The 26,904-nt window shown below is 55.5% G+C and carries 29 protein-coding genes; 13 read left to right on the top strand and 16 right to left on the bottom strand.

Annotated elements, in window-relative coordinates:
• Nucleotide 1 precedes the first annotated feature (1 nt).
• The 3 genes from PISL_RS00435 to PISL_RS00425 are packed head-to-tail and all read left to right on the top strand — an operon-like array spanning nucleotide 2 to nucleotide 3,567.
• Nucleotides 2-481, top strand: a complete 480-nt coding sequence (locus PISL_RS00435; RefSeq protein ID WP_011761843.1) for a hypothetical protein — start codon at nucleotides 2-4, stop codon at nucleotides 479-481.
• Nucleotides 474-2,465: a COG1361 family protein gene (locus PISL_RS00430; protein WP_011761842.1), complete on the top strand. Its 1,992-nt coding sequence runs from the start codon at nucleotides 474-476 to the stop codon at nucleotides 2,463-2,465. Before PISL_RS00435 ends, PISL_RS00430 begins: the two co-directional genes overlap by 8 nt.
• On the top strand, nucleotides 2,446-3,567 hold the full coding sequence (locus tag PISL_RS00425; protein ID WP_011761841.1) for an ABC transporter permease: 1,122 nt from the start codon (nucleotides 2,446-2,448) through the stop codon (nucleotides 3,565-3,567). Before PISL_RS00430 ends, PISL_RS00425 begins: the two co-directional genes overlap by 20 nt.
• On the opposite strand, the gene PISL_RS00420 is transcribed toward PISL_RS00425, so the two are convergent.
• Nucleotides 3,568-4,041: an NUDIX hydrolase gene (locus PISL_RS00420; RefSeq protein WP_011761840.1), complete on the bottom strand. Its 474-nt coding sequence runs from the start codon at nucleotides 4,039-4,041 to the stop codon at nucleotides 3,568-3,570.
• A gap of 107 nt (nucleotides 4,042-4,148) precedes the next feature.
• Nucleotides 4,149-5,384 carry a translation initiation factor IF-2 subunit gamma gene (gene eif2g / locus PISL_RS00415; protein ID WP_011761839.1) on the bottom strand — a complete coding sequence of 412 codons (1,236 nt, stop codon included), beginning with the start codon at nucleotides 5,382-5,384 and terminating at the stop codon, nucleotides 4,149-4,151.
• 73 nt (nucleotides 5,385-5,457) lie between these two features.
• Between eif2g and PISL_RS00410 the strand changes: the two genes are divergently transcribed.
• Nucleotides 5,458-6,501, top strand: a complete 1,044-nt coding sequence (locus PISL_RS00410) for an ABC transporter ATP-binding protein (RefSeq protein ID WP_011761838.1) — start codon at nucleotides 5,458-5,460, stop codon at nucleotides 6,499-6,501.
• Nucleotides 6,498-8,300 (top strand): ABC transporter permease, encoded by a 1,803-nt coding sequence (locus PISL_RS00405; RefSeq protein WP_011761837.1) that lies wholly within the window; start codon nucleotides 6,498-6,500, stop codon nucleotides 8,298-8,300. Before PISL_RS00410 ends, PISL_RS00405 begins: the two co-directional genes overlap by 4 nt.
• Nucleotides 8,301-8,311: 11 nt before the next feature.
• On the opposite strand, the gene PISL_RS00400 is transcribed toward PISL_RS00405, so the two are convergent.
• The gene (locus PISL_RS00400; protein WP_011761836.1) at nucleotides 8,312-9,808 is read right to left on the bottom strand and encodes an ABC transporter substrate-binding protein; all 1,497 of its coding nucleotides are present in this window, start codon (nucleotides 9,806-9,808) and stop codon (nucleotides 8,312-8,314) included.
• A 94-nt stretch (nucleotides 9,809-9,902) separates the two neighbouring features.
• Here PISL_RS00400 and PISL_RS00395 point away from each other — a divergent pair, with 94 nt between their 5' ends.
• Nucleotides 9,903-11,180 carry an ABC transporter gene (locus PISL_RS00395; RefSeq protein WP_011761835.1) on the top strand — a complete coding sequence of 426 codons (1,278 nt, stop codon included), beginning with the start codon at nucleotides 9,903-9,905 and terminating at the stop codon, nucleotides 11,178-11,180.
• The gene (locus PISL_RS00390; protein WP_011761834.1) at nucleotides 11,177-13,036 is read left to right on the top strand and encodes a metallophosphoesterase family protein; all 1,860 of its coding nucleotides are present in this window, start codon (nucleotides 11,177-11,179) and stop codon (nucleotides 13,034-13,036) included. The genes PISL_RS00395 and PISL_RS00390 overlap by 4 nt, the downstream gene beginning before the upstream one ends.
• Nucleotides 13,037-13,253: 217 nt before the next feature.
• On the opposite strand, the gene PISL_RS00385 is transcribed toward PISL_RS00390, so the two are convergent.
• The 4 genes from PISL_RS00385 to PISL_RS00370 are packed head-to-tail and all read right to left on the bottom strand — an operon-like array spanning nucleotide 13,254 to nucleotide 16,442.
• On the bottom strand, nucleotides 13,254-13,463 hold the full coding sequence (locus tag PISL_RS00385) for a hypothetical protein (protein WP_011761833.1): 210 nt from the start codon (nucleotides 13,461-13,463) through the stop codon (nucleotides 13,254-13,256).
• Between the two features lie 21 nt (nucleotides 13,464-13,484).
• Entirely contained in the window at nucleotides 13,485-13,829 is a 345-nt protein-coding gene (locus PISL_RS00380) for a hypothetical protein (protein WP_011761832.1), read from the bottom strand.
• 27 nt (nucleotides 13,830-13,856) lie between these two features.
• Entirely contained in the window at nucleotides 13,857-15,011 is a 1,155-nt protein-coding gene (locus tag PISL_RS00375; RefSeq protein ID WP_011761831.1) for a hypothetical protein, read from the bottom strand.
• 3 nt (nucleotides 15,012-15,014) lie between these two features.
• Entirely contained in the window at nucleotides 15,015-16,442 is a 1,428-nt protein-coding gene (locus tag PISL_RS00370) for an AAA family ATPase (protein WP_011761830.1), read from the bottom strand.
• 28 nt (nucleotides 16,443-16,470) lie between these two features.
• Between PISL_RS00370 and PISL_RS00365 the strand changes: the two genes are divergently transcribed.
• Complete coding sequence (locus PISL_RS00365; protein ID WP_011761829.1) at nucleotides 16,471-17,373, top strand: GP88 family protein; 903 nt, start codon at nucleotides 16,471-16,473, stop codon at nucleotides 17,371-17,373.
• Between the two features lie 212 nt (nucleotides 17,374-17,585).
• Here PISL_RS00365 and PISL_RS10390 read toward each other — a convergent pair whose 3' ends face one another.
• The 5 genes from PISL_RS10390 to PISL_RS00355 all read right to left on the bottom strand — a co-directional run bounded on the left by PISL_RS10390 (nucleotide 17,586) and on the right by PISL_RS00355 (nucleotide 19,321).
• Nucleotides 17,586-17,735 (bottom strand): hypothetical protein, encoded by a 150-nt coding sequence (locus tag PISL_RS10390; protein ID WP_167827580.1) that lies wholly within the window; start codon nucleotides 17,733-17,735, stop codon nucleotides 17,586-17,588.
• An 18-nt stretch (nucleotides 17,736-17,753) separates the two neighbouring features.
• Nucleotides 17,754-17,897, bottom strand: coding sequence for a hypothetical protein (locus tag PISL_RS10385; RefSeq protein WP_167827579.1), 144 nt, complete (start codon nucleotides 17,895-17,897; stop codon nucleotides 17,754-17,756).
• A gap of 94 nt (nucleotides 17,898-17,991) precedes the next feature.
• Entirely contained in the window at nucleotides 17,992-18,078 is an 87-nt protein-coding gene (locus PISL_RS11215) for a hypothetical protein (protein WP_245218472.1), read from the bottom strand.
• 249 nt (nucleotides 18,079-18,327) lie between these two features.
• Nucleotides 18,328-18,603: a hypothetical protein gene (locus tag PISL_RS11210; protein ID WP_011761828.1), complete on the bottom strand. Its 276-nt coding sequence runs from the start codon at nucleotides 18,601-18,603 to the stop codon at nucleotides 18,328-18,330.
• Nucleotides 18,604-18,988: 385 nt separating this feature from the next.
• Entirely contained in the window at nucleotides 18,989-19,321 is a 333-nt protein-coding gene (locus tag PISL_RS00355; protein WP_011761827.1) for a hypothetical protein, read from the bottom strand.
• Nucleotides 19,322-19,644: 323 nt separating this feature from the next.
• On the opposite strand from PISL_RS00355, the gene PISL_RS11205 reads away from it, so the two are divergent.
• The 5 genes from PISL_RS11205 (at nucleotide 19,645) to PISL_RS00330 (ending at nucleotide 21,993) form a co-directional block, all read left to right on the top strand.
• Nucleotides 19,645-19,734, top strand: coding sequence for a HEPN domain-containing protein (locus PISL_RS11205; protein ID WP_245218406.1), 90 nt, complete (start codon nucleotides 19,645-19,647; stop codon nucleotides 19,732-19,734).
• A 57-nt stretch (nucleotides 19,735-19,791) separates the two neighbouring features.
• Nucleotides 19,792-19,992 (top strand): HEPN domain-containing protein, encoded by a 201-nt coding sequence (locus PISL_RS11200; protein WP_245218471.1) that lies wholly within the window; start codon nucleotides 19,792-19,794, stop codon nucleotides 19,990-19,992.
• Nucleotides 19,993-20,080: 88 nt separating this feature from the next.
• Nucleotides 20,081-20,338 (top strand): nucleotidyltransferase domain-containing protein, encoded by a 258-nt coding sequence (locus PISL_RS00345; RefSeq protein WP_245218405.1) that lies wholly within the window; start codon nucleotides 20,081-20,083, stop codon nucleotides 20,336-20,338.
• Between the two features lie 648 nt (nucleotides 20,339-20,986).
• Entirely contained in the window at nucleotides 20,987-21,721 is a 735-nt protein-coding gene (locus tag PISL_RS00335) for a DUF4352 domain-containing protein (protein WP_167827577.1), read from the top strand.
• Between the two features lie 71 nt (nucleotides 21,722-21,792).
• Entirely contained in the window at nucleotides 21,793-21,993 is a 201-nt protein-coding gene (locus PISL_RS00330; RefSeq protein WP_167827576.1) for a hypothetical protein, read from the top strand.
• A gap of 94 nt (nucleotides 21,994-22,087) precedes the next feature.
• Here PISL_RS00330 and PISL_RS00325 read toward each other — a convergent pair whose 3' ends face one another.
• The 4 genes from PISL_RS00325 to PISL_RS00310 all read right to left on the bottom strand — a co-directional run bounded on the left by PISL_RS00325 (nucleotide 22,088) and on the right by PISL_RS00310 (nucleotide 26,735).
• Nucleotides 22,088-22,516, bottom strand: coding sequence for a hypothetical protein (locus PISL_RS00325; RefSeq protein WP_053240223.1), 429 nt, complete (start codon nucleotides 22,514-22,516; stop codon nucleotides 22,088-22,090).
• 26 nt (nucleotides 22,517-22,542) lie between these two features.
• Nucleotides 22,543-23,658, bottom strand: a complete 1,116-nt coding sequence (locus tag PISL_RS00320) for a hypothetical protein (protein WP_011761822.1) — start codon at nucleotides 23,656-23,658, stop codon at nucleotides 22,543-22,545.
• Nucleotides 23,659-23,830: 172 nt separating this feature from the next.
• Nucleotides 23,831-24,649, bottom strand: a complete 819-nt coding sequence (gene modD / locus PISL_RS00315) for a ModD protein (protein ID WP_011761821.1) — start codon at nucleotides 24,647-24,649, stop codon at nucleotides 23,831-23,833.
• A gap of 19 nt (nucleotides 24,650-24,668) precedes the next feature.
• Nucleotides 24,669-26,735, bottom strand: a complete 2,067-nt coding sequence (locus PISL_RS00310; protein ID WP_011761820.1) for an ABC transporter substrate-binding protein — start codon at nucleotides 26,733-26,735, stop codon at nucleotides 24,669-24,671.
• Nucleotides 26,736-26,904: the final 169 nt, after the last annotated feature.

Below are 26,904 nucleotides of genomic sequence, written 5' to 3'. Positions count from 1 at the left end.
TATGAAGATCTCTACAGGCGTCAAGTGGGGCCTTGTGGCGGGGCTCATAGTCGGCCTCGCCACGGGAATTGTCGATTACTTCGGGATCGACGCTATAAAAAATCAGCTGGCCGACTATATATACCGCGAGGCGATCGCGCAGGGGGCTTCGCCAGAGATAGCCCGTCGGGCGGCACAAACGGCTGTAGAAATCTTACCACTTTTGACAATTGTAGGCGGAGTAATCGTCGGCCTAATTATATACATTATCGTCGGCGTTGTGTTGGCCGTCTTGTGGGAGCGGCTGAAGATGCCTTGGTACGCAAAGGGCGCTCTCTTCGGCGTGGTACTTCTCCTAATATTTGCCGCGCCTAGTTTGATAGTGCATCCTCCACCCGGTGTGCCGACTCCGCCCGTGGCGTATCTATACGCAAAGTGGGCGCTGGATTTAGCCGGGCCTATCTTCCTAGCTTGGCTGCTGGAGCGTAAGAGCCGTGCCTAGGGCGGTTCTGGTCCTGCTGGCGGGCGTCTTCCTAGCCCTAGGCCAGGCGGTGGCTTTTCAACCCGCCATGGAGCGGCTTTTTCTCGGGGGCCAGTGGGTAGACGTGCCGAAATACCCCGGCGACGTCGGTCTGCTCAAGCTGTCTTACTACCTCGCCGACCAGCACGTAGACGTTTCTATCTCGCTCTCTAGGTGCGGCCTCAAGGCAGAGCCCTATAGGGCGGCCTCGGCCGGCCCCGGCGTGTTTGAGGCCGTGCTGAAAGTAAGAGCCGACAGGCTGGGGCAGAGGGAAGGTTGCACCGTGGTTTTTAAGTCGAGGTATAGGTACAAGTCTGGGGTTTTAACAGACGGCGTAGAGTGGGTAGACTATCTAGAGGTGGAGGTGCCCAACTACCCGTCTCCCAAGGCGGAGGCCGTGGGCTCTCTATATCTGGGGGCCAGGGGGAGGATTCTGCTTAGGGTTTGGGACAGCTACCGCTACCTGGGGGTTGTGGAGGTTTCGGCAGTTGGCGCAAGGCTCTACAGCCCCGCGGTGTATTATGGCGACATCGGCAATCTCACGGCGTATTTAGACGTAGCGCCGCTGGACTACTCGGCATCGCTTGTGGTCACGGTCAAGGCTAGGGACGCCCTGGGGAGGGAGGTCGCCGTCTCTAGGCAAGTGCCTCTTTCTGTACAGCCGAGGCCCGCCCCTAGGCTAGAGGCTTACCCCCCGTGGCTTCCGGCCGGGGGGTGCGGGAGGGTGCGCATCTCGGTGTCCTACCCCATTCCCCTCAACGGCACGGTGTATGTGCCTGACGGGTCCGCGCCGCTGGCCGGGGGACACGGCGTGGTGTACACTACTGTCTGCGCCGCAGGAGGTCACGCCACTGTCCCCGTGACCGTCCAGCTGGACACGGGGGCAGTGGACAGAGCAGAGCTACAGTTGCCCGTGTACCCAATTTCGCCGTTTCCCCTCAACGTCACCGCGCAACCAGGCGTTTTGACGGCGGGGGACGTCAACAAGGTGTCTATCTACGTCACAGCTCCCGGGCCCTACGTGGGGGAGCTGTCTGTCGCCGGGGCGGCCTCTCTCACGGGGACGCCTGTCAGATTTTCGGGCAACGGCACGACGAGAGTCGACCTTTTGCTCATCCCCACCTCCGGCGTCGTTACCATCGACGTGGCCGTGTCTGCTGGGGGCTACACTGCGAGAAGCTCAGTGGCGCTTGTGGCGTCGCAGAAGGCGCCTCTAGAGGTGTATGTTGAGCCGCGGGAGGTGGCGGCCGGCGGTAGTCATGTGGTGAAGGTGACAGTGACGCCTAGGGTAAACATATCTCATCTCGTGATCACCCTCTACCCAGTGTCTGGGGCGGTGTTTCCACAGACCACGTTCCGCCTCGGAGCCCGGGGAGGGGCCGTGGAGCTCCCCATACAAATCCCCGCAGATGTGGTGGGGAACGTGGCCATTGGCTACAGAGCCGCCTACACCCTGGCCTCGGGGGTTTCTGGCGAATACAGCGGGACTCTCTACCTAGTGGCGCTCCAGAGACCGCAGCTCTACATACAGACCTCGGTGGTGCCGGAGACGCCTACGGCGGGGGAGCCGTTCTACCTGGCGGTTAGGCTCTTCAACGCAGGGGGAGTCGATGCGAGAGACGTCGTTGTAAATGTAACAGGCGCAAGAGTTGTAAAAGCTCCGCCCCCGCTGGGGGCAATACAGCCGCAGGGGAGTAAAGACGCAGTCTTCACCCTAGTAGCCGACGGGGCGGGGCTGCGCAATATCACCATCACGGCTATTTACAAAGACGTCTTGGGGAGGTCCTACGCGGCGCGAAGCGCCGTAGCTCTCTACGTCAACGCCAGCGCGCCGTCTGCCGCCACACCACTTCAGCAGAGCGGCGGGTCGGAACAGACGTGGCTCGTCTTGGCCGCGTTCACAGCATTGGGAGCCGCGGTGGTGGCCGTCGGCTTGTGGAGGGGGCGTGTTGCCAGACCTCGCTAGGCTGGCTTGGCAGTCTGTCAGAGAGAGGGCGGGGAGGTCGGCACTTGCGGCTATGGGCGTCTTCGTGGCCTTTCTGGCGCTGGCCGTGGCGCTGTCTGTGGGGGAGATGGCGAAGTCGGCTGTGGAGTCGGCCTTCCAGCAGCTGGGCCTAAACACGGTGTGGGTTATGGCCCAGAGGGGTTATTTCACGGAGGCAGACGCGGCCACAGCTACGGCTGTGGCGAAGGAGGGGGTGGTGATACCCATAGCACAGGACTTTGGAAGACTCAGGCTGCCAGACGGGACGGAGCGTGCCGTGACGGTGTACTACATTCCGCCTCAGTACCTAGGGCTCCTCCTGCCTAAGGAGGCTTTGAGAAGCGGCCAGCTCTACGTCGGAGGGCCCTTGGTGATGGTAAACAGCCGCGTTCGTACGGCCGGCGATATGCCGGTAGCGCCCGGGTCCCCCATGACGTTGACGAGAAGCGACGGAAGTGTCGTCGAGGTGGTGGCGGCGGGCGTCTTCGAGTCGACGGGCTTTATCGGGGCCGCAGACGTGTTGGCAGACAACGCCCTGTACCCAGAGAGGAGGTATATAATCCTCTACATAGTGGCCAGGAGCCCCCAGGCCGCCGAGGCGCTGGCCCAGGCGCTGAGGCCCTACTTCCCAGACGCCGTGGTGATTACGCCTCAAACTCTGGCTAGGCAAATCGGCCGGCTGGCCTCTGTTGCACAAATCGGCCTTGGGGCGCTGGCGGGCATCAGCTCGTTGGTCACCGCGATGTGGCTCTACGACACTGTGACAATATCTATCCTCCAGAGGACTAAAGAGATAGGCATCATGCGTGCAGTGGGGTTCAAGAGGAGACACGTCATGGCTATGCTACTGCTGGAGACCTTCATAGTGGTGGGGGCGGGCGTACTTGCGGCGCTTCCCATATTGGCCGCGGCCTCAGCTATCCCAATATCGCTAGGCCCCGGCGTATACCTCAAGTTGGCCATCTCGCCTATTGCGGTGGGGGCGGCTGCCGCCGTGGTGATCGGCGCCAATATCCTCGGCGTACTCGTCCCCGCTTATAGAGCCAGTAGACTCAATATTGTCGACGCTCTGCGCTATGAATAGTTAAAACAAGCCGCAGTCGATAAGTTTTTTCAAAATCCTGTAGGTGAGGCCCCAGATGATCCACCCGCCTGTTTCAAAGGCGGCCTCTCCCCCCCAAGTGATTTCTCTAAGCTCATCTCTGCCAACCCAACGCGCCTCTCTAACCTCCCTCGGATTTGGCCTAGGCTCTCCGACCCACCCCGTGAATATAAATGGGACAACTTTAAGCCAAGGTGCGTTTCCTGGAGAAAACGGGGGGAGGGCCCCTGCGACGTCTGTTACCTGTATAGACACCTCCTCCTCGATTTCTCTGACAGCTGTCCCCAAAAGATCTTCGCCAGGTCTCCACCTGCCGCCGGGAAATGCGACATGGCCAGACCAGGGGTCTCCATCTCTCTCCACCCGCTTAATTAACAACACTTTTCCACTCCTTAGCAACACTCCCACAGCCGCCCAGTCGGGCCCCCCGGCGTGGTTTACCCTAAGTAGACACACTAAGAATATGAAAGTTCAAATATATACATTTAAGTCCATATAGCAATGAAGACGACTTGCCCCCTCTCGATTGGTGAGATCTATTCCGCGGACTGAGCCCTATGCGGCTATTCGAGTGCTACTGTGCCTCCCTTTAAGACTCCGTAGTTTGTCACAATCCACCTATTTCTGACCTGTCTAATAACAACAACTTTTGACCCCTGTTCGGCACATACAGCTTTTTTCAAAGCTATAGTAACCAAATCCTTCTTGACAGCTTGTACTACGCCAAACACTGTGGCGGGGCCCACGGCAATTAATACAACTTCTCCCTGTCTAAAAGGCTCTGTCTTACCCTCTATAGATCTAGGGATGGGCTTGGTATCTATTTCAACAGTAGTCCACACGGGGGGGAGGGCGCCGGGTTTTCCAGCGACTGCCCCAGCGAGGGCATCTGCCTTAGTAAGCGCTGGGTCTAGGCCAGTCATAATGCCGACAAGCCCCCCGGGTCTCGCCTCATCTACTTTATAACCGCCGTATTCGATGCTCAAGACTTTTGTCATTATCGGTTGGTAGCCGGGCTTGGGCTTATCCACCTTTAGCCCAGGCCTAATCTCGATTTCATCTCCAACTTTTAACACCCCCTGGAGGAGAGTGCCTCCGAGTACTCCGCCTCTGAGCTTCTCGGGGGGAGTGCCCGGCGGGTTTACGTTAAAACTCCTGAGTACAGAAAACCTCGCGGGTTTTCCAAGCTCTGCTTCACGAGGCGGCACAGTCTTGGCGATATAGGTGGCTAAGACGTCTATATTTACTCTATGTAGAGCAGATATAGGCACTATCTTAGCCCCCTCTGCCCACGTCCCAGCTAGAAATTTCTTTATCTGCTCGTAGTTTTCCAACGCCTTCTCTTTGACCACCAGATCTATCTTATTTTGTGCAACAACTAGCCTCCTCACGCCGATAATGTCAAGGACGGCGAAGTGCTCCACTGTCTGAGGCTGGGGGGCGGGCTGGGAGGCGTCTACTACAAGCACAGCTCCATCTACAACAGCTGCGCCAGAGACCATAGTCGCCACTAACACCTCATGCCCCGGCACGTCTAATATAGAAATTCTTCTAACAAGCTTGGGCTCAGAGCCGTTTGGACATTTGTTGTTTATCAATATGCCGTCTGTATAGTAATACTCCTCGCCGCAGTCGTAAATACCGACTTGGGCATAGCCCAACTTTATAGTCATGGCCTTTTTAATCTCCTCACTGTGTTTCATAACCCACACGCCAGACAAAGCATATGTAGTCTGGGTCTTCCCATGGTCGACATGACCCGCCGTGGAGATTATGGCGTCTGGATAGACAAATGTCATGGCAGCATCTACGACACTGTTTATATACTTAACTCGCAGACCATAGTTTATATATCTTAGCCATATTGACAATGTGACTATTGTACGTCTTGAAAAACTTCGGAAGGTTTTTGACAACAGAGTAGTGGCTGTAGATGACGTAGATCTCGTAATAAACGACGGGGAGATACTAGCCGTGTTGGGGCCGTCTGGCTGTGGAAAAACCACACTCCTCCGTCTCGTGGCCGGGCTAGAGGAGCCCACCTCCGGCAGAATATACTTCAACGACCGCGATGTTACAAAAATACCAACCCAACAGAGAAACACGGCGATAGTCCCCCAGACCTGGGCCCTCTGGCCTCACATGACAGTTTTTGAAAATGTCGCCTACGGCCTCCGTTTAAAGAAAAACCAGTTTAACCTTACAGAGAGGGAGATAAAGAGACGGGTAGAGGAGGTTTTAGAATTAGTGGGGCTTGCTGAATTAAGCAATAGAAGGCCTTTCCAACTGTCTGGGGGGCAACAACAGAGGGTGGCTCTGGCGAGGGCGTTGGTAGTCCAGCCAGAGGTCCTCCTCTTAGACGAGCCTCTGGCAAATCTGGATGCAAAACTCAGAGTGGAGCTTAGAGAAGAGGTTAGGAAAATAGCAAAAAAACTCTCTATCACTACGCTATATGTCACACACGACCAAGAAGAAGCTATGGCCGTAGCCGACCGCGTTGCTGTGATGAACGCCGGGAGAATACTACAAGTGGGAACCCCCGAAGAGATATACCATAAGCCTCAAAACTTCTTTGTCGCCACATTTTTAGGCAGGTCAAACCTCTTCCGTGGGCGCGTCGTAGAGGCCAGGGGAGAAGTTGCCGTAATAGACATCGGCTTTATTATAACAGCAGAGACCCCACAGAAAGTTTCGCAAGGAGACGAGGTGTATGTAGTGATAAGGCCAGAGGATATATATATGGGATTCGGCGGCGTGAGATGCTCTGTCGAAGACGTAGTGTTCTTAGGCAGATTCTACCAGACAACTCTGAGATGTAGCAACAAGACGCTCAAAGCCGAGGGGCCGAAGCCGCCAGCGCGTCCCGGCGAAGAGATCCAAATAGAAATCGCCAGAGCGTGGGCTTTTAAGACATGAGATTTATCAAACTCTCGACGACATTGGGGTATACATACCTAGGGCTCTTCTTAGTGGCGCCGATAGTCTTTATCTTTTGGCAAGTCCTCGCAGGGATAGGCGAGATATACACATCGATAACAGACCCCTTTTACATAAACCTCTCTCCCGACGCCTTCTCTAACGCAATATATATCAGGCCGACAGACCCGCCTACTCTTGTAATACGGGGGCCAGACCTCGGCGTGATTATAAACAGCCTCTGGGTCGCCCTCCTCGTCGCAGCCGTCGACACAACGCTGGGTTTCGCCCTCGCCTACGTCCTCGCCAAATACGTATTCCCCGGCAGAACAGCCCTAGGCCTCCTAGCCACCCTCCCCCTAATCGTTATGCCCTTTGCCACAGCCTACGTCGTGAGGAAGTTTTTAGACCCACGCTGGGGCACTCTAAACTGGATACTAAGCGCCTTCCTCCCCCTCCGGATAGAGATCTCCGGCTTAGCCGCCGTAGCTATCGTACAGATCTTAATGTTCCTTCCCATAGCGTATTTAAATATCTACGCCGCACTCACTCGAGTCGACCCAACGCTAGAGGAAGTGGCTGCGAATCTAGGCGCAGACGAACGGCGGACAATCCGCGACGTAGTGCTCCCCCTCTCCACGCCGGGCCTCGCCGCCGCCTTCGTCCTCGTCTTCATCTTCGCCATAGACGACGTGGCAGCCCCCATAATATTCCAAGACGACCCAGCCGCTCGGAAGCTCCTCTCATACCAAGTCTACTCTAAGTTTCTAGACCAACTACGTGGGCAGATAAGCCCAACTGCGGCCTTCCTCGCCCTAATCCTCCTCACAATCTCAATAACAGCCTTCCTCGCCGTGAGGAAATACGTCGGACTGAGACAATACGCCATGTTGATTAGACAGCTCAGGCCGAGGGTCTACAGGCCAGGCCCCCTGGGCAAGGCCGCGATATATCTAATCGCCTTTCCCCTAGTCCTCACAGCGGCGGCCCCCCTCATAGGCGCAATAGCGCTAGTCTTCGCAGAGAGGTGGACTACTACTCCACTCCCAGAGGCGCCTTCGTTACAAAACGCCGCGGATCGCATAGCCGAGGTTTTCCAAAACTCACTATTCCTCCGAGGCGTGATAAACACAGTCTACTACGGAGTTACGGCCACCCTCATAATGGTGGGTATAGGGCTGTTAATCGCTCTGGCCGCGGCTAGATCTAGAGGACCCGCCGCAGACGCCCTAGACGCCTTGGCCACGATGCCCATAGCCATACCTGGCCTCGTCGTGGCCTACGCCTACTTCCTCACCTCACTCCAACTGTCGACATTTCTCAAGCCTACGGCCCCCGCCCTCGCCCAAGCCCTCGACCCCCTCCGCCACCCCGAGCTCTACCTAATCGTGGGCTACTCCGTCAGGAAGCTCCCCTTCGTAGTCCGTAGCATATACGCCGGGCTACAGCAGATCCACCCCTCTATGGAGGAGGTAGCTATGAACCTCGGCGATGGATACTTCGGCGTCTTGAGGAAGATACTAGTGCCCCTCCTCAAGACCAACATACTCAGCGGGGCGTTGATAGGCTTTGTCTACGTCACCAGCGAAGTCTCCCTCAGTATTACCCTCGGCGTCCTCAAGGGCGTTGGCCAAGACACAGCCATGCCAATAACCGCCTTTATGCGGGAGAGGTTCGAAAGCGGTCTCTACGGAGTGCAAGAAGCCGCAACTCTAGGCCTAATTCTGGTATTAATACAGGTGGCGGCTATAACACTAACTACAAGAGTGTTGAAAACTAGGTACGGGTTTATACTCTGAAAAAGAGGGGATTAGGGGATTTGTGAAGCAATTTCTTGATACTTCTTCCTGGCAGCATCTCTCCATGCTGCGTATATTTTGTCACGGAAGGCGGCGTCGTTTGCAATTCTGTCGTTAATCTTCATGGCGTACTCCATAGTTAATTTAACAGGCTGGCCAGTGTCCGGGTCTACAAAGGTGACCAGCTCGCCCAAACGTTTGGCCAGAGCCTCTGCCGTAGCTTTATCTATCTTTCCAGCGAGATAGGCCTTGACTAATTTAGCCCAAACGTCTTGGAGAAGCTGGGCGTTGTCAGTAATCGCAGCGTCGAAGTAATACATCACCACGTTCTCAGTGGCGAGAGCCAGGGTGTCGTTGAAGTTTATAGTCTTGAGGTTGAGCATGTAGTCGTACACGGCCTTGAGATCCGCCCTCTTCCTCCCCTCCGGCGTGTTGAAGGCATTGGGGTTGACCGGCATCCTGTTCACCTTGGGGTCAAACACTACAACCTGCCCCTGGGTGATCACCCAAGCCACAAAGGCCTCGGCCGCCTCTCTACACTTAGTCCCCTTCACCACGGCGATGGGGTCTCCGTTGACTGAGGTATCTGGCGGCACAACATATTTCGTGTCTGGGTTCTGGAGCTGTGCCGTATAGCCGTAGAAGTCTATAGTCCACCCAGCGCCTATGTCGCCGGCTATAACTGCATCTCTCACGGCTTCGCTACCGCCGTATATCTTTCCGTTGGCCGCGGTGAGAGTAATCACCCTCCACCCCTCGTCCCAGCCGTAGGCCTGTAGTATGATCTCAGCAATCCTAGTGTTGCTAGTAGACTTAGTCAACTGCGACAGGCCAGCAGCCGGCGAACCCCTCAGCACGGCCTTGCCGTACTCAAACGAGGCCAGGTCTGTCCAACTCTTCGGCTCGGGCAGGCCGAGGCTTTTGAGAACCTTCGTATTTATGGTGATGCCGAAGCTAGAGACTGCCCAAGCCACCCAGTAGACTTTGCCATCCGGCCCCGTCCGAGTCATAGGCATACCTGCTATAGTCTTGGGAATCTGGGCTAATGCATTCTTCACCTCCTCTCCCTCCAACGGGAGCAGAAGGCCGTCTTTATACAGCGAGTCAAAGAGAGTTGGCCCACCTCCCCACGCCACATCTGCCTGGCCCGTCTGTATTATAGCTCTCCACTGGGCGGCGGCTACAGGCCTAAAAACCACATCTCTAATCCCATACCTCCTAGCCACATCGCTTTGTAAAAAGAGCGTCCTTGTCACATCAAGGATGTCAGTTGGATGTCTAGTAATAACAACCAACGTAGTACAGACCTGCGGAGTAGTCGCCGTGGGAGTAGGCGTGGTAGTTGGCGTGGGCGTTGGTGTTTTACTTGGCGTGGGGCTTGGGGTTGGCGTGGCTGTGGGCGTCGGGGTGGTTGGAGACGGCGCTGGGGCTTGTTGTGTGGCGAGGAGGGCGGCGATAAGCGCAATTACTACCACAGCTACAGCCCCCACAAGCAGACCTATACGCATGTGTCTTCAGAAGCCTATGTTAAAAATATTTACTCCTAGGGCGAGGCTTTCAGTTATAGGCATCTACTTTTAAAAACCAGACGTATCTAGGTATATGAAGTCCAAACTCGTGGTGGTGCTCCTGGCGGCGGCCCTCGCCGCCGCCCAACAACTCTATGTGCCAGTATTAGTAGATGTAGCACATGGCGAAGCCACAAAAGGGCTGGATTTCTGGGTCAACTCCACGGCTAACCCCCTGGCGATTACAGACTTCGCAATGTTATACGTCCTCGTTCCGCCAGACGCCAAGCTAGACCCCACCCTGTCGAAGCTAAACGCCACTAAAATGGCCACGATAATACGAGGCGACTTCTCTACTATCGACTTGTCCAAGTTTAATGTGATCATCCTCGGACAACCGCCTAAGCCCCTCAGCGAGGCGGAGCTAGCCGCCTTAAAGAAATGGTTTGAGTCTGGAGGCAAAGTGTTGTGGTGCGCCGCCGACTCCGACTACCCAGCCCAGGGCTCGGAGGAGTCGCAAGCCGTCTGTAACGACATAGCTGAATACCTAGGCGCCCACATTAGAGTCGACTACGTCTCAGTAGAGGATCCACAGTATAACGCAAGAGCTGGCTATAGAGTGATAGGCGTTGTCGACCCGCCGCCTCAGCTGGCCTTCCTCGGCTTCCTCGCCCAGCGCGTCCTCTTCCACGGCCCTGGCGTAATCGCCGTAGTGTTGCCCGACGGGAGGTGGGTCCCCGCCACAAGCCCAGAGACGCAGAAGGCCTACGGCAATATCTACGTGATAGCCAGAACCACCGAGAGGGGCACTATAGTTGAGCACAGGACCTCCGCCGACGGCAAAGGCAGAGATGGAAAGGCCCACAAGGCAGGCGACCGCGGCGTCTTCGCGCTGATGGCTGCCGAGATTATGCCAAGCGGAAGCGTGCTCATCCTCTCCGGCGAGACGCCATACGGCGGCTACGAGCCCATGACCGCCCCCATTTACTACAGGGTCCAACTAGACGGGCCTAGATTCCTAAGAAACCTCCTCCTGTGGGCCACTGGCAACTATAGAGAGCTCACGACGATGGTCTACCAAGTCCGTCAGATGGCCCAAATCACATCTGATGTCTCGTCGCTTAAAAACACAGCCGCCGCGCTACAAAACGAAGTCTCCGCCGTTAAAAACGCCGTTTCGCAGGTATCTACTAAGGTCGACGCCGTGGGCGGCCAAGTGGCGGCTCTAAGCCAGAAGATAGATCAACTCGCCCAACAGCTCAACGCCGCCGTGGCTGAGGCTAACAACGCCAAAACCACAGCTTTCGTCGGCACAGCCCTCGCCTTGATATTCGCAATAGTAGCAGCCGCGCTAGCCCTCCGTAGAAAATGAAACCACTTTTTCAAATACTCCTCACAGTAGCCCTTGTATTTGCCGCATCAATTACAGACCCCAGATGGGCGGTTCCGACATACGTAACTCCAGGCGGCGTCTTTAACATCACGCTTGACGCACCAACTGTGGTGAAAAGCGTCGCCCTAGCCGCCCCCGGGATGGAGAAGCCTCTAGAACTCAGGTTTAACGTCTCTGGAAACGTCATCACGGCCTATGTCCCAGCAGACGCCCCACTCGGCCTATACGACATAGTCATCAACGGCGGTGAGATATACGAGCCCAAGGCCGTCTGGGTCGGCAACGTCACGGGGCCTCTTAGGATAATCCAGCTTACCGACATACATGTGGGAGTTGAGCTAGACATGGCCTCTGTATACCGCCTAATCCACGGCGCTCTCTACGCCAGCTCCGGCCCCTACGACGTCGTGTTCCTCACCGGCGACCTCGCAGACGTCGGAGGCCAGCCCTGGCAGTACGCCCTACTCGTCAGATACGCCTCCACAATTACAAAGCCCATCTTCGCAATACCGGGGAACCACGACCACGCTGGCGACGACCCACTGAACAACTACAGGAGGTACGTAGGGCCCCCCTATTGGTATAGAGTCGTCGGGCCCTATCTAATAATCGGCCTAGACAGCGGCCACGACGGCTATCTAACAGAAGAGCAGGTCAAATTCTACGGCGACATCTTGAGGCGCTACCCAGACAAGGTAAAGATAGTCCTCATACACCACCCGCCCTTCTACCTAAGAGATGCGTATATAGTCGAGACCTACCGCGGCCCCCAGGACATAGACAGACTCAACAGAGACCCCACCGGGAGGAGGCCCTACTACATCGTCTACACCAGCTACCTCTACAACCGGCCCACCTACGAGAGATTTCTCAACCTAACGATAAGGTACAGGGTGGCCCTAGTGATGGCCGGCCACGTACACTCCGGCAACTCCACAGTAGTGATAAACGGCACCTACTTCGTCACCACGAGGACATTAGGCGGCTCCATAGACAAGTCCCACGGCTTTAGAACCTACGTCGTCTACCCAGACGGCCGCGTCCAGATAGACCCAGAAACCCTCACCTACAAAAACTACGCCGTGGTGACCTGGGGCACTAAAGCCGCCCAGATATACATCGACAGCGACCTCCTCCCCGGCACAATAGCCATAGACCTCCCAGGCCAGTACCAAGGCCTCAAAACTCTAAACGGCACAGCCCAGCTAGTAGAAGCGAAGAAACACCCACTGGCTAAATACACACGGTACTACATCTCTATAGTAGGCAAGCCCGTCTGGCTAGCCATCGGAGACTACGCCCCAGCCCCCGCCGTAGCCATAGAAAAGATAATGCCCAGGTTCCCCACTCCCGGCGACGTAGTGACAGTGACAATAAAGGCAGAAGACCCCAACGTCGGCATACCCTTCCTAACGGTAGACGGCAAGAAAATACTCGCCTCCTACCCAAGCGAACAACCGGTATACCAATATAGATTCAAATACGACAAGCCAACCACACTACAGATACAAGCCCCAGGAGGCCAACCCACAACAATACAGATAGGCCAAGCCACGCCGTCTCCAACCACCCCAACGCCCACAGCCACGCCAACCCCAAGCCCCACGCCAAGTAAAACACCAACGCCAACCACACCAACGGCAACGCCTACTCCCACGCCGTCTCCAACACCTACGCCGACGCTCACAGTAGCCCCAGCACCAGCCCCCTTCCCAACTGAAGCCGTCGTACTTGTCATAATCGCCGCAGTAGGCGCGGCGCTACTGGCAGCTCTCGCCAAAACAGGCAAAAAGAAGGCCGAAACCGGCGGAACCAGGGTATACGGAGAAAAATAACCCCCCTTTTTTCACTCACGCCGTCTGTCCCTACGCCTAGAGACTTTCTCCTCGCCCACGCCTTCATCAGTAGCTAGGCTACCTCAGGCGCGGGGTCGTGGGGCCCTCCTCCAGAGACAAGCCCTGTCGAGACAGAGCCCCACGTGAGACGCCGTAGATGCACACATGAATATTTAGCCTTCCGCCTGTGTCAAAAATACAGAATTCTTCTCGGTGATTACGAAGGAGAAAACTGCCCCAGCTCTTCCAAAACTTTTCTCAAGGCAGAGCACATGTCTTCAGCAGTGAAGCCCTCTCTCGCCATCTGAGCCACAAAGAGGCCGAGGAGCGTAGGGAGGTCAGACACGGGGCCCACAGCCACAGCCTCTCTATCTCCAGACTTGTAGACAAGCCTAGCCACAGGGCCCTGTCTTTCTACCTTAAGCATAGTGGGAAAAAGAGAGGAGTTTTAATCTCTTACCGGCCGGGGCGGCCCGGGGCACACCACCACCCTACTGTAGCCCCCCGCCTCCACCACGGCAACAGTCCCGTTGCCCACCCTACACACCCTCTCCGACCCAGCCCTCAAGAAGTCGAAGGCGCAGAGCACCCTCCCCGACCCATCAGCCACAGTCACATTACGCAGATCCACATAGGCGGAGACCACTACGTACCCCCCATAGCAGAAGGCCGAAAAAGGCACCTGCGGAGCCGCCATCCTCCCCCGGACGTCCAGATAGAAGGCCAGAGCCACCAGCGCGATGATGAGAAGCGCCACCCCCACCAGAGCCACCCCAACTCTAAGCAGATCCATAAAAAGCACTACGTAGATATATAAATCTTATAATGACCTCTCCAATAGTCTCATCACATCGCCAAGGTGTTTTTTCCTGGCCTCATCTGCGGTAGCTCCATCAGCCGGATCTATCCTCAGGGGGTATATGGCGCGGCCGTCTTTCATACGGATCGGCTTGCCGCTGTTTGCCCATCTAACTGCCGTCTCCTCTTCTTCATCCTCGGCCTCTTCCTCCGACACGGCTGGATATACCAATATCCCAATTTTTGCACCGTATTCGCACATATATGTCATCACTTGGAAGCGGCCTCTTGCGATATAGCCCGGCCTGTCTGAGTATTTACACTCCACCACGGCTTTCACATCGGCGTTTGCGACAGTTAAATCCGGCCTCCCCCTCACCTCGTCCCCGGCGACCTCCTCTATTATGGAGTGGTGTGGCAACGCTCTGTTAAGATACACCGCCAGGGTTTTACCGTCCCTTTCGACTAAGACAGCGCGTTTCTCCACGTCTACCCCCACCGTCCTCCAACCCAAGCGCCGTAGGGCTTCTAACACAAGCATAGCTATATACATCTCGTATAGGCGCCAGTTGACAAACTTCAACGCCTTTCCAACCCCCCTCCTCTCCCCCACGTATATTTCTCCCTCCACAAGCGCCTTGGCTGCCCTGTAGATAGCCCAGCCCTGTCTCAGCCAAGGCGGCCCCTCTCTTACGTCTACTGCCGCTCTGCCATATGCCTTAGGCAACCTCTTGGCAATCCGCCTCAGCCTCTCGGCGTCCTTCCTCATCTCCTCGTCGACGGCGGCTTCTCTCTCCCACTTCGCTACTTTCAAGGCCATGCGCCTCAGTATCCCATACTCAGGCGCTTGAAGCGAGGGGAGGTACGTCAACGAGGCGTATACTCCCGCAGGCAGAACAGCCACTGTCCTCCCCACGTCTAGGGCGCCAAAGATCTCGTCGCCGTATACGACAGCAAATTCCCTATAAACCAAGAGGTCTCTAAGTGCGGCCTTCACCACTCCCGTCATCGCATTTACAAACACGGCCAACAACGCAGAGGCCACCCCATATCTCTCTTCTTCCGACAAGCCCAGGAGCTTCATTATATTTCTCCCCCCGACGTAGTGTTTTACATACCAACGCGCCGCCAGCTCCAACAACCGTCTATCTCTACGCCGCCACTCGGCGGACCCCACGGGCTACGTCCTGTGTCTCTTCCTCAGGGCGAATCCTCCAGACGACATCTCGATCAGCTCTTCAGCTCGCGGCTCGGCAAGACCCAGGGCCTTGTATGCGTCTCTAAGCCTCTTGGCGTGAATTAACGCGCTGGGCGGAATGTCGCCACCTCTATTCATGTTTTGATATGCGCTGTAGAGCTCGCCATCGGCCTTTAGAACATCCTCTCCGATCTTCTCGAATCTCACGATAGTGAATCTCCTCAAGAGGGCCTCCCCCAGCAGAAACAGGTTTCTAACGTCGCGTGTGTTCATCGTAGCTAACACCCTGATCCTCTTGAGGGGGGTGTCTCCCATCTCTCTATAGTTTCGCAGGAAGGCCCTCGCCTCTTCGTCGGCCTTATCGCCATATCCTTCAATCTCCTCCACCAGCGTCTTGGGTATTTCCCAGTCTTCGGGACTCGGCGATCTGAAGATAGAGAAGAACTCGCCAAAGGCCTTATCTGCATCTGCTCTATTTATCTCGTCGATTATAAGCAGGAGAGGTCTCCCACAGTTTCTGGCGGCCCTGTTGTACGCCTTAATCAACAAGCCGCTCTTCCAGACGACGGAGCCCTCCCTTATGGTCTCCCCTCCAACCACATCACGTCTAAACCACAGCGCGTTCGCAGTGGCCAAGATATAGTCGCCCTCCGTCAGCCTCTTGGCGAACTCCACCGCCAACGTCGTCTTCCCCACCCCCGGCGGACCGATAAGCAACACGTTGCCGGCGTACAGCGCCGCCCCCACCTTCTCCACCACTTCAGACATTCCCTGAAACTGCCCCTTTAGCTCGTCAATAGCTTTTCTAAAAAGTTTGACATCGCTCTCCCCTCTACATCTCGGAACCTTATAGATACCGCTTTTCACCGCTAAATCGAGGATATTAAACAGAAGTCTGCAATCTACCTCTTTAAGCGACCCAGGCTGAAAGCCTTTCAGTATAAAGCCGTCTCTCCCGTTCTGAGGGTCTAAATACGCCAAGACCTCGATAAAAAACTTATAATACCAATTATTATCTTTATTGGGCCAGTATTGACAACTACATCCACCTATAAGGTCGTCTTTCGTCACCTTACCGAGAGCCACAATTTTCGAAAGATATACCTCCGCGTTTTTCTTATCTTCCTCTGGTGTTGTATCACCAAACCTGGCAGTAGATACAGCTAGTATGTATATTTCATTATATGTCTTAAAATTATTTTCTAATTCTTTATAATCTTTCGTATTAGGAAATGCCCATAGAATTTTTCCATTTTTCTTTTTCTCTCTTAACACCATTAGGCATTGTGGATCGCATTCACCAGAGTATTTAGGGGTTAATTCGTTCTCTTTTGATATTTCCGATATTGCATAATGCCAATTTTCCGGAGATCCTAATATGACATAACATCTCTCCTGAGAAATACTCATTAAGTAGCTATTAAACCGCTGTTATTATATGTTAACGTTGTTCGACAGACGCATTGGCAGATGGACGTTGAGGGAGCTTGCCTGGGAGCTCTACAGAGGTGGGGCCTACAGGCCGCCGCGCTCCGAGCTGGAGCTCGCCCAGCTGGTTCAAATCCAGAGGAGGATCTCGGGGGGCGTGCCGGTGCCCAAAATGCCGTATGTCCCCGGCAATAGGAAGGTGGGGAGGATATGGACCTTCGACCTCCCGCCGGTTCTGACATGCCCCTACGCCACCTTCTGCGGGAGGCCGGGGTCCGCCGGGCTCTACCGCGGGAGGGGGCTTGTGTGCTACGACATAAACATCGCCAGGTACAACCCACTGCACCTCCTGAGGGAGTACATCAACTTCATCCACGTCGTGAGGGAAGGGTACAGCTGGCTTAGAGACTGGACCCGCTTCATCGTGGAGTTTAGGGGGGCGGAGATAATTAGGTTTCACGTAGGCGGAGACGTATTCTCAGACTGGTACTGGGGCTACCTCAAGAAGCTGGCGTCCGACTTCCACCACGTGACGTTCTACCTATACACGCGGTCGTTCCCCATAGTGGCGGCGTCGCCAGAGCGGCCGCGCAACTTGGTAGTCCTCATGTCTCTAGACGGGGCCAACTACAAGGCCTATGAAAAATACGGCGCCTACTTCGACCACATCACATATCTAGCCGCTGGCGAAGACGTAAAGAGCCAGATCCCCGCGATAGAAGCCCTGGCTAAGTGGGCCGCCAAAAACGGCAAGAGACTCATCATATTCCTAGAACACAGAAGGCTTTCACAGCTGAGACAAGCCCTGGAGAAATACAGCCAGTACATCTGTCCAAACGAGCTAGGCGTAAATACGACATGCGAAAAGTGTAAACATTGCTTCGCGCCACAAACAAAGAACCAGACATATTAACGGCTTTAAAGGTAAAAATTTTGTGCATTATACTCGTATTTATTTCAGTGATAGTGCCAACAACAAGCTCTCGTTTTGACATAACACGAAAATTGGATAAGCAGCTAGGGAATCGCTAATCAACATCGAGAGTTTATCGCCCCAATTATGGATAAAGCCCCACGCCCAGACATTGCAGTTACGCTGTACATAAGGCTGAGCTACGCTTTTTATCACGTGGATAATGCGTTGATTACGTAGGCTTGGAATTTCTTGGCGCGTCCTAGTAAGTTTTCGAAGATTTCGATACCGTTTCTTCTAAGCTTGCTCCTAAGCGCCCCGTCTTTAAACTCGTTGAAAGCTGCGTACTTGAGCTTTAGCACATTTACGTACTCCCTTATCTAGTCAATTACGTACTCCAGCTTGTGCCACCCAACCGCCTCAAGTCCAGTCTTCACTTCAACAAGGAGCGCCAGCTGGTTCGCTTTCGTTAACTTATGTAGCTCGCCCCAGGTAACGTAGCCTCTGGTTAAGCCGTTAGACACAACAATGTCGGAGACCCATTACGTGGTGGCGGTGTTATATGACTTGGAGACCCCCTCGACGCCCAGTTCTCCAGCCAGCTTGAGAACCCTCTTCCTAATCGCCGGGGCTTACAATGAGCAACCTCGGCATTGCCTTATCAACTCTCTCGTAGAGGAGGCCCTCTCTGTATAATTCGGCCACGTCTCCGCGGTCGACGCCGGGCTTACCCGACGAGAACGTGTTCGTTATCTCTAGCGAGAACGTCGACGTCGATGGCCAAAAGTGGGCGGCCGAAGCCCTCGCTGTCGTAGTGGGTCCAACGCCTAGTTTGGTAAACCTTGAGCAAATCGTTGACTAGCTACTTGATGAAGTCCCTAAAGGCCTCCTCGGTGAACAGCCCGTAGCCCAGCGCCGTTGCCAATGATGTTAACCTCTCAATGCTGTTCCGCATTACGAGTACAGCTTCGCTGTGTCTCTTACGTCTTCGCTCAGCGCGTCCTTTCTCAACTCCTTGATGGGTCTCGCCAGCGCCTCTATGGTTTTCCTCAGTTCTTTAACAGAGCTCCTCAGCTTGTCAATTACTTCGCCGTGTTTGGCCCCGGCCTTGATTAGGTTATCCAGTGAGGTCCTCAAGTCCGCAACGCCTAGTAGCCCCATCACGGCGTATCTAAACTCCTCGTCTTCCCTCAACAGCCTTAAGAACTCCCTCTTCAAGTCGAGACTCACGTCTAGATGCGCCAAAATTAAACCTATCTCCGCCTTTGCTCCACATAGGCAACTTAGCTCCGCCGTGGGGTCTCGGCCTCCGTACTGTAGCGCTGGGAGGGCGCGCCCGAAGCCGTAGCCCCGAGCGTAGGGATGCCCGCGCAGACATGCGCAACAGACTGCGTCACATGGCTGCCTTCTGAAGGGCTCTTAACTCGCGTCCTGCATAGCGGTCAACTGCGCACAGCTACGGACGGCCGCTTTCAACAACGCGGACCCGCCCAGAGAGTGGATGTTGGAAAATAGTTGCTTGACCGTTGCGTAAACGGCGTCATAGACCGCTGTGCGGTGTTTCGTATAGCGTCTGCTGGCCGCCGCCTTCTCGTCGGATGTTGAGCCCGAGACGCTATATCCGGACGCTCCTCCTCATTAGGTTGGCCATGAGTTTCGCCAGCTCTTCATAGGTCTGGGCCACATTCTCGTTTAGAGCGGCGAGTATCTGTTTGACCTCTGCGAGGTCTTTCCCGATGTTGTCCAGCTTTCTATCTACATCATCTAGCTTTTTGTTCGTGTCGTCCAACTTTTTATTCATGTCGCCCATCATCTTGACGATGACGAGGAGGAGGGCCGTCTGGAAGTCCTCCCTCGAGATCTTCTTCTGCAGATAGGCCTGCACAGCGGTCTCTAGGGCCTCCTCGGCGGCCTTGCCCAGAACGGCCGCAATCAAGTTCTCAGCCACATTCAATCCGCCACCCCCCTATATAAGCCTTTCGGGGCGAGATCCATCCTGCCGACGACTCCGGAGGCCGCCATCTCTGACACCGCGACCATCGATTTAGGTTGACGTCTACAAATTCTAAGGAGTTGTGGAGCTGGGGAAGTGGCTCTTCTGCATGGGGCTTGGTCGAGGTGGGAGGATAAAGCGCTCCGTGTATAGAGAGCTGGGGGTGAGGAACGCTGAGGAGTTGCAATAGCTTTCCGTCTATTTGCAGGTTCGGAGGCAACTCGTCGATGTTTGTACACAGCGACAAGATTTTGAAAAAGCGGTGTGCACGCAGCTGTGTGGTCTCTAGGGCGCGTGACTGGTTTAGGCAAGCCCTCCGCGACCTGAAGCACGCGAGGAGGTCTCTAGAGTTTGGAGACTACGAGTAGGCGTGTTTCGCCGCGCATCAAGCCGCGGAGAAGGCGGTTAAGGCTCTCTACCAATGTCTGGGGGGTGGAGACGTGGGGCAGCTCTATCTTCTGGCCGGCCTCCCGGCGCACGTCAAGCCGCCCGGCGACCTCGTCGATGCGGCGAAGGGGCTTGACAAATTCTACATACCGTCTAGATACCCTAACGCGCACCCCGAGAGAACTCCGATGGACTACTTCACCAGGGGGATGCGGAGGGCGCCGTCGAGAGGATTGTGAGGTATGTCGGTGAGAGACTAGATGTGGAGAGGGTGTTTAGGGAGCTTTTCCGGTGCGCTAGGTGGGCTGTGGAGCGGGGGCCCTGGCGGTGGTTCTGATCGGCTCTCTGGCGAGGGGGGACTACACGGCGTTTTCAGACGCCGACGTGGTGATAGTGCTTAGAGAGGACGGGAGGAGGCCTATGGACAGGATACCGGACTTCCTCGACTCGTCGTTCCCCATCGACCTAGAGCCCGGGTCTACACGGTGGAGGAGTTCAGAAAGATGGCGGGCACCAGGTTCGCCGAGGAGATCGCCAGCGGCATACTCCTGGCCGGAGACGCCGAGGCCCTCTGCGAAGCCGTAGGAGCATGTAGGGAGACGAAGCAGGGACATCAGCAAAGCCCCCGCTAGACCCCGGCGGGACGCGGCAGGGCATAGAGAGACTAGGCTGTGGGAGGCGGCGGCCACCGGCCAAGTCGATAGGGCCTGTAATACAGACTCAATAGGAGAGCGGCGTACGTTAAAAGCAGCTTGTACAACGGCGATTAAGTTGTGGGTTATGTCTTTCTGACTTTGTTCCAGAGTATTGCAACGATGTCCTCTAGGGCCTATGTTGCGTTTGACGTCTTCAGCTGTGAGCCCGGAATCTGCGTATGTGCAACACGTCATATATTCTAAGACCTGTAGACGCCGTCATATATTAAGACCAGCTCTTTAGCCGCGTTATATAGCCTTAGCGCGCTCTACCTCCCCGACTTCGCATGGTTTTCCTAGGGTTATGTAGTTCGGCCAGGGCCGTCTCTGCCAACTTTATAGAACTTTTCTGGCTTGTATGACCTTGCCTTTGTCAACGAGCTCCCACGTCTCTCGTACACGTCTCTCGGCCCCCAAGATAGCGTAGGCGAGCGGTTCCGCTGCAGTGGCCACTATAGGTTTCCATGACGTCTTGGAGCTCGACTTTACAACAGTTGTAGTCTCAAAAAGTACAAATCTATGTTGGTCTGTAGGTATTATGAGAGTGTGGAAGGCTGTTGTGTTGTTTCTCCTGGGATTTTTTCTAGCTCTGTTTGCGTTTCCAGTGGCGTGGGCTACGTCTGCTTTGTTGGGGTATCTCTTTGCAATCGCCGGCATAGTCATTGGGGCGTATATGGTAGCAAAGAGAGAGTCTGCAAAACTGCCATTGATATTGGGCGTGGTGTTGATGATATTTTCTCTCCTGGCGTTATTAGGCACTTTTATCGTACACATCGCTCTATGGTCTCTGGCTGAGGCCGCCAGAGAGGCGTCAAAGGTTGTGAATCTGACGGGGACTCTAGGCCGGGGGGTGAAAGCTGGGGACTGGGTTATCACTGCAGTGGATGTGAGAGAGGCGGCGTATATTAGAAGCGATAGTAGTTACTACAAGGCGAAGGAAGGCCACAAGCTCGTGGTCGTCAGGTTGAGAGTTGAAAACGTGGGTAGAGAAACTAACTCGCCGCCTATATACGGCTTTGTGCTTGTTACAGACGCCAGGAGGAGCTATGAGAGGATATACCCCTTCAGCCTAGACTTCGTGTGGAGAGTCTCCGACGAGGTTGTAAAATCTGCCGTCGAATTTAGAGCGTTAGACACCACGGCGCGTGTGGCTCCCGGCTCCGCCGCCGAAGGCGACGTGCTTTTCCAAATACCAACCGGCGAGAGACCAGAGCGGCTCCACATAAGGACGGGGATAGTCGGGGGGTATGAGATCGTTATCAAATTTGGCTAGTTTCACAGGCTATACTCCGGCTACAGCAATTGCTAAGCTCCGACAGCAATAAAAGAAGTTTATGATTGTTAGTGCCTAAAGACAGGGCTCAAATGAAAGGCGAATTAAGCATATGTCGTGAAGAGGTTGACACATGGACTAGAAGAGCTGTAGAACTGGGGAGAAAGCTAAACGAGCTGTCTACGGAGCTTGAAAAACTAAAAGCCACGTATGCGGAAGAAAGGAAAAAGCTCACAGAGGAGCTTGGCAGTCAGAGAGGGGGGCTATTGTAAAAATAGCCTTAATAGCAACCGCCACGGTGGCAGTAGCCGGCATAATACTCCTCTATCGTAAGGCAAAATATGTCCCATAGCGTCAAGCAGATCGCTAAGTTTTCCTTCTCGCCATTAGGACGACTACTGCCGCGCTGACTGCGGCGAGGGCTGCAAGCGCCGCCGCCTCCGGCGGGATCTGGTAGTGCGCCGTGGTGGTCGCAGTTTCTTGCTGCGGCTTGGAGGGCGTCGTGGGGGCGGGTGTTGTGGGTGTTGTGACCTGCGCCGTCACTACCACTTTTGCATTTTTTGCCAAGACCGCCGCGTCGTTGAACTTCTCGTCTGCGAAGCTGGCCTTTTCTACTCTGGTCTCAGCCTCGCCGGGGGCCACAGCCTTGAATCTAATAGCGATAAATACGCCGGGGGGCGTGGGGGCTTGAGTCGGCCCCACTCTAGCTACGGCATATATCAAGCTGCCGCCGGACACCTCCCTCTTCCCCACCAGCGGGTCTCTGCCAAGCAGATCCCCAGGCCTAACGTCCACAAATTCAAAAGGCGAAAAAGACATCCTCAGCTCGCCGCCGCTAACTCCACAGTTGCCGGGGTCATGTTAAAAGACGACCCGAGGTAGACGCGCTGTGGGCCCTCCACCGAGACCCTCGGGCTACACCTACTCCTCACCTCAAGCACCCCCCGCTTCTCGTCGGTTTTCGTTCTATTCATCCACACCTCTATCGTCCACGACTCTGTCCCCGGCCTGCTGAGGGGAGGCGGCTTGAAGACTATCTCCCTCTTCTCTACACATCCGTCCTTTCCCAACTCTACATAGCGGCTTGTCGTGGTATTACCAAGCCTAAACACGACGAGGGCTGGCACATTCCCCTCAACAACGGCTTTGACGTCGAACGGCTCGCCGACGTACACAACGCTGGGGACGGAGTAGTTAATTATCCTCGGCGGCCACAGGATTGGGGGACAGACCTTAACATCCTCTATCTTAATAGAGCCAGAGCGTACGTCGGCTTGTGTCCTCACCGTCCAGTTGTATACGCCCGGTTTTTCAAAGCGGAAGGGCCCGAAGTCGACTCTGACTCTCAATGGGCATGTGTAATTTATGCTCGCCTTTTTAACAACTTCGACGCCGCCGATTTGGAGTCTGACCTCCTCCTGGCGGTTGCCGCACCAGTTTAGCCAGACGTGGAATCTGACGTCCTCGCCCACCTTAGCCACAGACGGGTGATCCACGCCCTCTATAGTAGGCGGCCTTGGGACACATAGACATGCTGTCCAAAACCTCAGGTTGTGTATATCGACGCTCTGGAGCCACCTGCCGCCTTGCCAGAGGGCTATGCCTAAGCTCTTGGCGTCGCTTGGCACGGCGCATGAGCCAGAGAAGGCGTTGTGCACAACCGGCAGAGTACACAAGGCTCTCCACCCCCCTCCTCTGTCGTAGTAAAGCACAACGCTGTAGCCGCCTCCGCTTCTCACGTCAAGTACCCCATTTAGAGTTACGGATACAATCTCAGTATTGTTGCAGTATGGGGGACATATAGGTACCGCCTTTTTGAAATCCACATACAGAGAGAAAATGTCTGCAGGTGGGAGTTGCAGGGGATAAACCACGCGGACAACCTGTTGGGCGTAAAGTGCCGCGGCAAGCACCACTAAAACAAACAACCAACGCATATCAAAACCTACACGTTATATATAAACTTTAAGTTGTAAACCATCGGGAGATACTCAACGCCGAGGTGTTATAGATGGTTTTTACATCCTGGTACATGCGGCTTTCGAGACTTGCAGCTATGGCTTCTGTACTAGTCCTCAGCTACTCTTGTCAAGACGTACAAAGGGTTTTTTATAAAGGCGTCATCTCAGTTCCCAAGTCTATAGGCGGCGCGCGGTAGGGGGCAGAGGTAACCACCACGTCGACATGTGGGGCATAAGACGCGATGTTGTGCTCGTCTATGCCCCCCGACGCCCCCACGACCACGCGGGGGTTCACCGACCTGACCCTCGCCGCCGCCTCCGCCACCTCCTCCGGGGTCATCCGCTCCAGCTGGATATAGCTAAAACCCGCCTTCGCCGCCTCAACGGCCTCCTCGACGGTGGACACCTCCACGCCGGCTGGCCTAACCGCAGCCGCCTTTGCGGCCTTTTGCAGAGCCCCCTCTCCCAGGAAGACCAGGTGGTTTCTAAAGACGAGTACGCCGTCGGAGAGACAACACCTGTGGACCATACCCCCTCCCGCCAGCACCGCCTTGTGATACAGCGCCCTCAGGCCGGGCGGCGTCTTCCGCGTAGCCGCCACCACGACCCTTGGGTTGACCCGCCGCGCCAGCTCCACCAGCCTCCTCGTCTTCGTGGCGACCCCCGAGGCCCAAGCAACGACCTCCTGCGCCGTCCTCCAGGCGGCGTGTAGACACCGGGCCTCCCCCACCGCCCGCAACACGACGTCGCCCCTCCGTGCCAGCTGGCCGCTCCTCTTAACCACCTCCACCTCCCCGCAGCCCGCCAGCCTATACACCTCAGCCGCCTCCTCAGACCCAGCCACCACCGCCTCCTCCCTGGCGAAGAGCTGGGCAACCCCCCTCAGACCCCCGATGCCTAGAACCTCAGTAGTCAAGTCGTAGCTCCCCAGATCCTCCAAAAGCCAAGCCTCCAACCGGCTCCTCATGCCAGAAAAACTAGTGGGCTCAGGACCCGCATTTGAATTCTGTCAGCTGTCTAAATCCTCCTTTGAAGTCTTTGGCTATTGCCGTGTAGAGGGGCGTGCCGAGGAACTCCCTATAGATCTCGTCAGCCTTAGCCACAGGATCCACATCCCTAAACGCCTCAGGATAAAGCACCTTACCCATAAAATAGGCGTCAGCAAAAAGCGTAGCGATATTGGTTCCATACCAGTTGTACATCAAAATGCCGTATACCCTCCCCTCTCTAAAGGCCTTAAGAGCGCAGTACTTATCCCGGCTCTTGTTAAAGTCCTGCACTACAAACATGTAGTTCCCCAAGTCGATGAAGATCACGTCAGGCTGCTCCTTCAAGAGCGCCTCCCAGTCGATCTTAGCGACCCCTTTTATTCCATATCTATCTGCGACCCCCGGCGTGTTCAGCAAGACCAGAGGGGGGAAGTACGACTGAGTCGCTTCAAAGGGCTGGCCGCCTTTGTAAGAGATTGCGCCTACGTACACCTTTGGCCTTTGGGTTATGTTGGCGGTGCGCCTCTTGAGATCTTTGATCAAACCCTCCATGTATCTAACCAGCTCCTCAGCCCTCTCCTCTCTACCCAACAAAACGCCGACGGTCCTAAGAGACTTGTACAAACTAGTGAAGTTGACCCAGCCCTCGCCGCTGTCGATAAAAGCCGACACAACCACCACGGGTATGCCGGTTTTCTCCTGGATCTTGTCGGGGGCGTCGGCCACTAAAGGCGACATGATAATCACGTCCGGCCTCACAGATAGTATCCTCTCGTAGTCAACAGGGCTACCAGGCCCACCCCGCCCAACCACTGGGAGCGAGGTGAGGTTTTTTGTCCAGAGGATGTAGCCGTAGTCTCTACCCCGCGGTGGCCTCTTCTCTATCTCTTCTATCCCGGCTAGTTTGTCTGTGGCGTTGAGATATACCACGAGCCTAAGCGCCCCCGGCCCCAAAGCCACAACTCTAGACACAGGCGCCTTCACAGACACCCGCCGCCCCAACACATCCACCACCTCTACAACAGCTGACTTAGACGCGCCGGCCGTAGCCCGGGCCGTGGTTATAAACCCGTACTTCGACAAATCCATCTTCTTCAGTGACTCTATGACGCAGTTGCCCAGCTCCGTGTAGGAGGCCACAAAGGCCTCGAAGTGGCCCACCCTTATAGTTTTGACCGGCGGGCCGAGGAGGACGGCCACGGCTTTGATGGGCGGGTCCTCGGCGAAGTCGTAGGGCGGCTTGAAGACGTACACGTAGTAGGTCCTCCCGCCCGCCTCGGCCGTGTATGGCTCCCAGTAGCTGGTGCCGCCGCCGGCGGGCCTAAGCTGGAGGCCTTTGCCGAGGAGGAAGGGGACGTAGGCGAACATGCAGCGGCCCGCCCCCGCCTCGAACTTAGCCCAGGAGCCGTCTAGGTTGGGGGCCACGTCTACCGCCTCGGTGTTGGGGAGGGAGCTGGGTATGTAGACGTAGAGAGTGCCGTTGTATACAAACCTCACCCCCAGGGCGGTGTACTTCGCCGTGAGGTTGACGCCGAGGTCCCGAGACAGCATCCACGCGGCGGCGAGCTCCCTATAGCCGATAGGGGCCTTGTTGGGGTCCGGGAAGACCGTCTTGGCGGAGGCCAGCTCCTCAAGCGTCGTGGGGGCTCTGCAGACGAGGGCCAGCTTGAACCTCCCCAGAGAGTAGGTCTGGAGGGCTCCCGCCCTCTCGGCGTCTGGCCTCAGCTCTATATCCACCGACCCGAAGAGGTCCGGCTTGGCGCCGCCCTGTATCCTCCTAAGCCCCTCCACAGACCCCACAGACTGTATCCCCTCCGTGCCGAGGCCCGCAGCCGCCGCCGCGTCTTTAACCACCTTAACCAACGTAGGCGCCACGTACCCAAGAGGCGAGCCCGAGCACGCTTTAGTCGCCGTGGCGCCGGGTGCCGCCGCCTCCGGAGACTTCAAAGGAGGAGTCGCCGTTGTAGCCGCCGTCTCTTGCATCTTCTGCGGCGGCTGTTGGATTTGCAACAAAAATGCTATTGTTACCAAGATTAGAGCTCCGATTAGGACCGCCCGCCGCATGTCTGTATGAAAGCCGTGGCTTATCTATATAACTTACATACGAAATATCAAGTTTAAATTTTTTAAAGTTTTGTGCTTTTGTATTATATAAATGGTCTTCTTTTAATTTTTTGTCTTATTACTTTGTTTATGTATATTTTGTTTGTTTTTGTCTTTTATTTGAACTAGT

The sequence above is a fragment of the Pyrobaculum islandicum DSM 4184 genome, from assembly GCF_000015205.1.
GTDB lineage: Archaea > Thermoproteota > Thermoprotei > Thermoproteales > Thermoproteaceae > Pyrobaculum > Pyrobaculum islandicum.
This window is presented reverse-complemented; position numbering and strand designations above follow the sequence as displayed.

What these genes read in the sequence shown, in the direction of transcription:
- PISL_RS00380 (WP_011761832.1), bottom strand. Translation starts at nt 13,829, where the DNA reads ATGGATCTGCTTAGAGTTGGGGTGGCTCTGGTGGGGGTGGCGCTTCTC.
- PISL_RS00405 (WP_011761837.1), top strand. Translation starts at nt 6,498, where the DNA reads ATGAGATTTATCAAACTCTCGACGACATTGGGGTATACATACCTAGGG.
- modD (WP_011761821.1), bottom strand. Translation starts at nt 24,649, where the DNA reads ATGAGGAGCCGGTTGGAGGCTTGGCTTTTGGAGGATCTGGGGAGCTAC.
- PISL_RS00400 (WP_011761836.1), bottom strand. Translation starts at nt 9,808, where the DNA reads ATGCGTATAGGTCTGCTTGTGGGGGCTGTAGCTGTGGTAGTAATTGCG.
- PISL_RS00370 (WP_011761830.1), bottom strand. Translation starts at nt 16,442, where the DNA reads ATGAGTATTTCTCAGGAGAGATGTTATGTCATATTAGGATCTCCGGAA.
- eif2g (WP_011761839.1), bottom strand. Translation starts at nt 5,384, where the DNA reads ATGACATTTGTCTATCCAGACGCCATAATCTCCACGGCGGGTCATGTC.
- PISL_RS00390 (WP_011761834.1), top strand. Translation starts at nt 11,177, where the DNA reads ATGAAACCACTTTTTCAAATACTCCTCACAGTAGCCCTTGTATTTGCC.
- PISL_RS00335 (WP_167827577.1), top strand. Translation starts at nt 20,987, where the DNA reads ATGAGAGTGTGGAAGGCTGTTGTGTTGTTTCTCCTGGGATTTTTTCTA.
- PISL_RS00385 (WP_011761833.1), bottom strand. Translation starts at nt 13,463, where the DNA reads ATGCTTAAGGTAGAAAGACAGGGCCCTGTGGCTAGGCTTGTCTACAAG.
- PISL_RS00320 (WP_011761822.1), bottom strand. Translation starts at nt 23,658, where the DNA reads ATGCGTTGGTTGTTTGTTTTAGTGGTGCTTGCCGCGGCACTTTACGCC.
- PISL_RS00365 (WP_011761829.1), top strand. Translation starts at nt 16,471, where the DNA reads ATGTTAACGTTGTTCGACAGACGCATTGGCAGATGGACGTTGAGGGAG.
- PISL_RS00435 (WP_011761843.1), top strand. Translation starts at nt 2, where the DNA reads ATGAAGATCTCTACAGGCGTCAAGTGGGGCCTTGTGGCGGGGCTCATA.
- PISL_RS00395 (WP_011761835.1), top strand. Translation starts at nt 9,903, where the DNA reads ATGAAGTCCAAACTCGTGGTGGTGCTCCTGGCGGCGGCCCTCGCCGCC.
- PISL_RS00310 (WP_011761820.1), bottom strand. Translation starts at nt 26,735, where the DNA reads ATGCGGCGGGCGGTCCTAATCGGAGCTCTAATCTTGGTAACAATAGCA.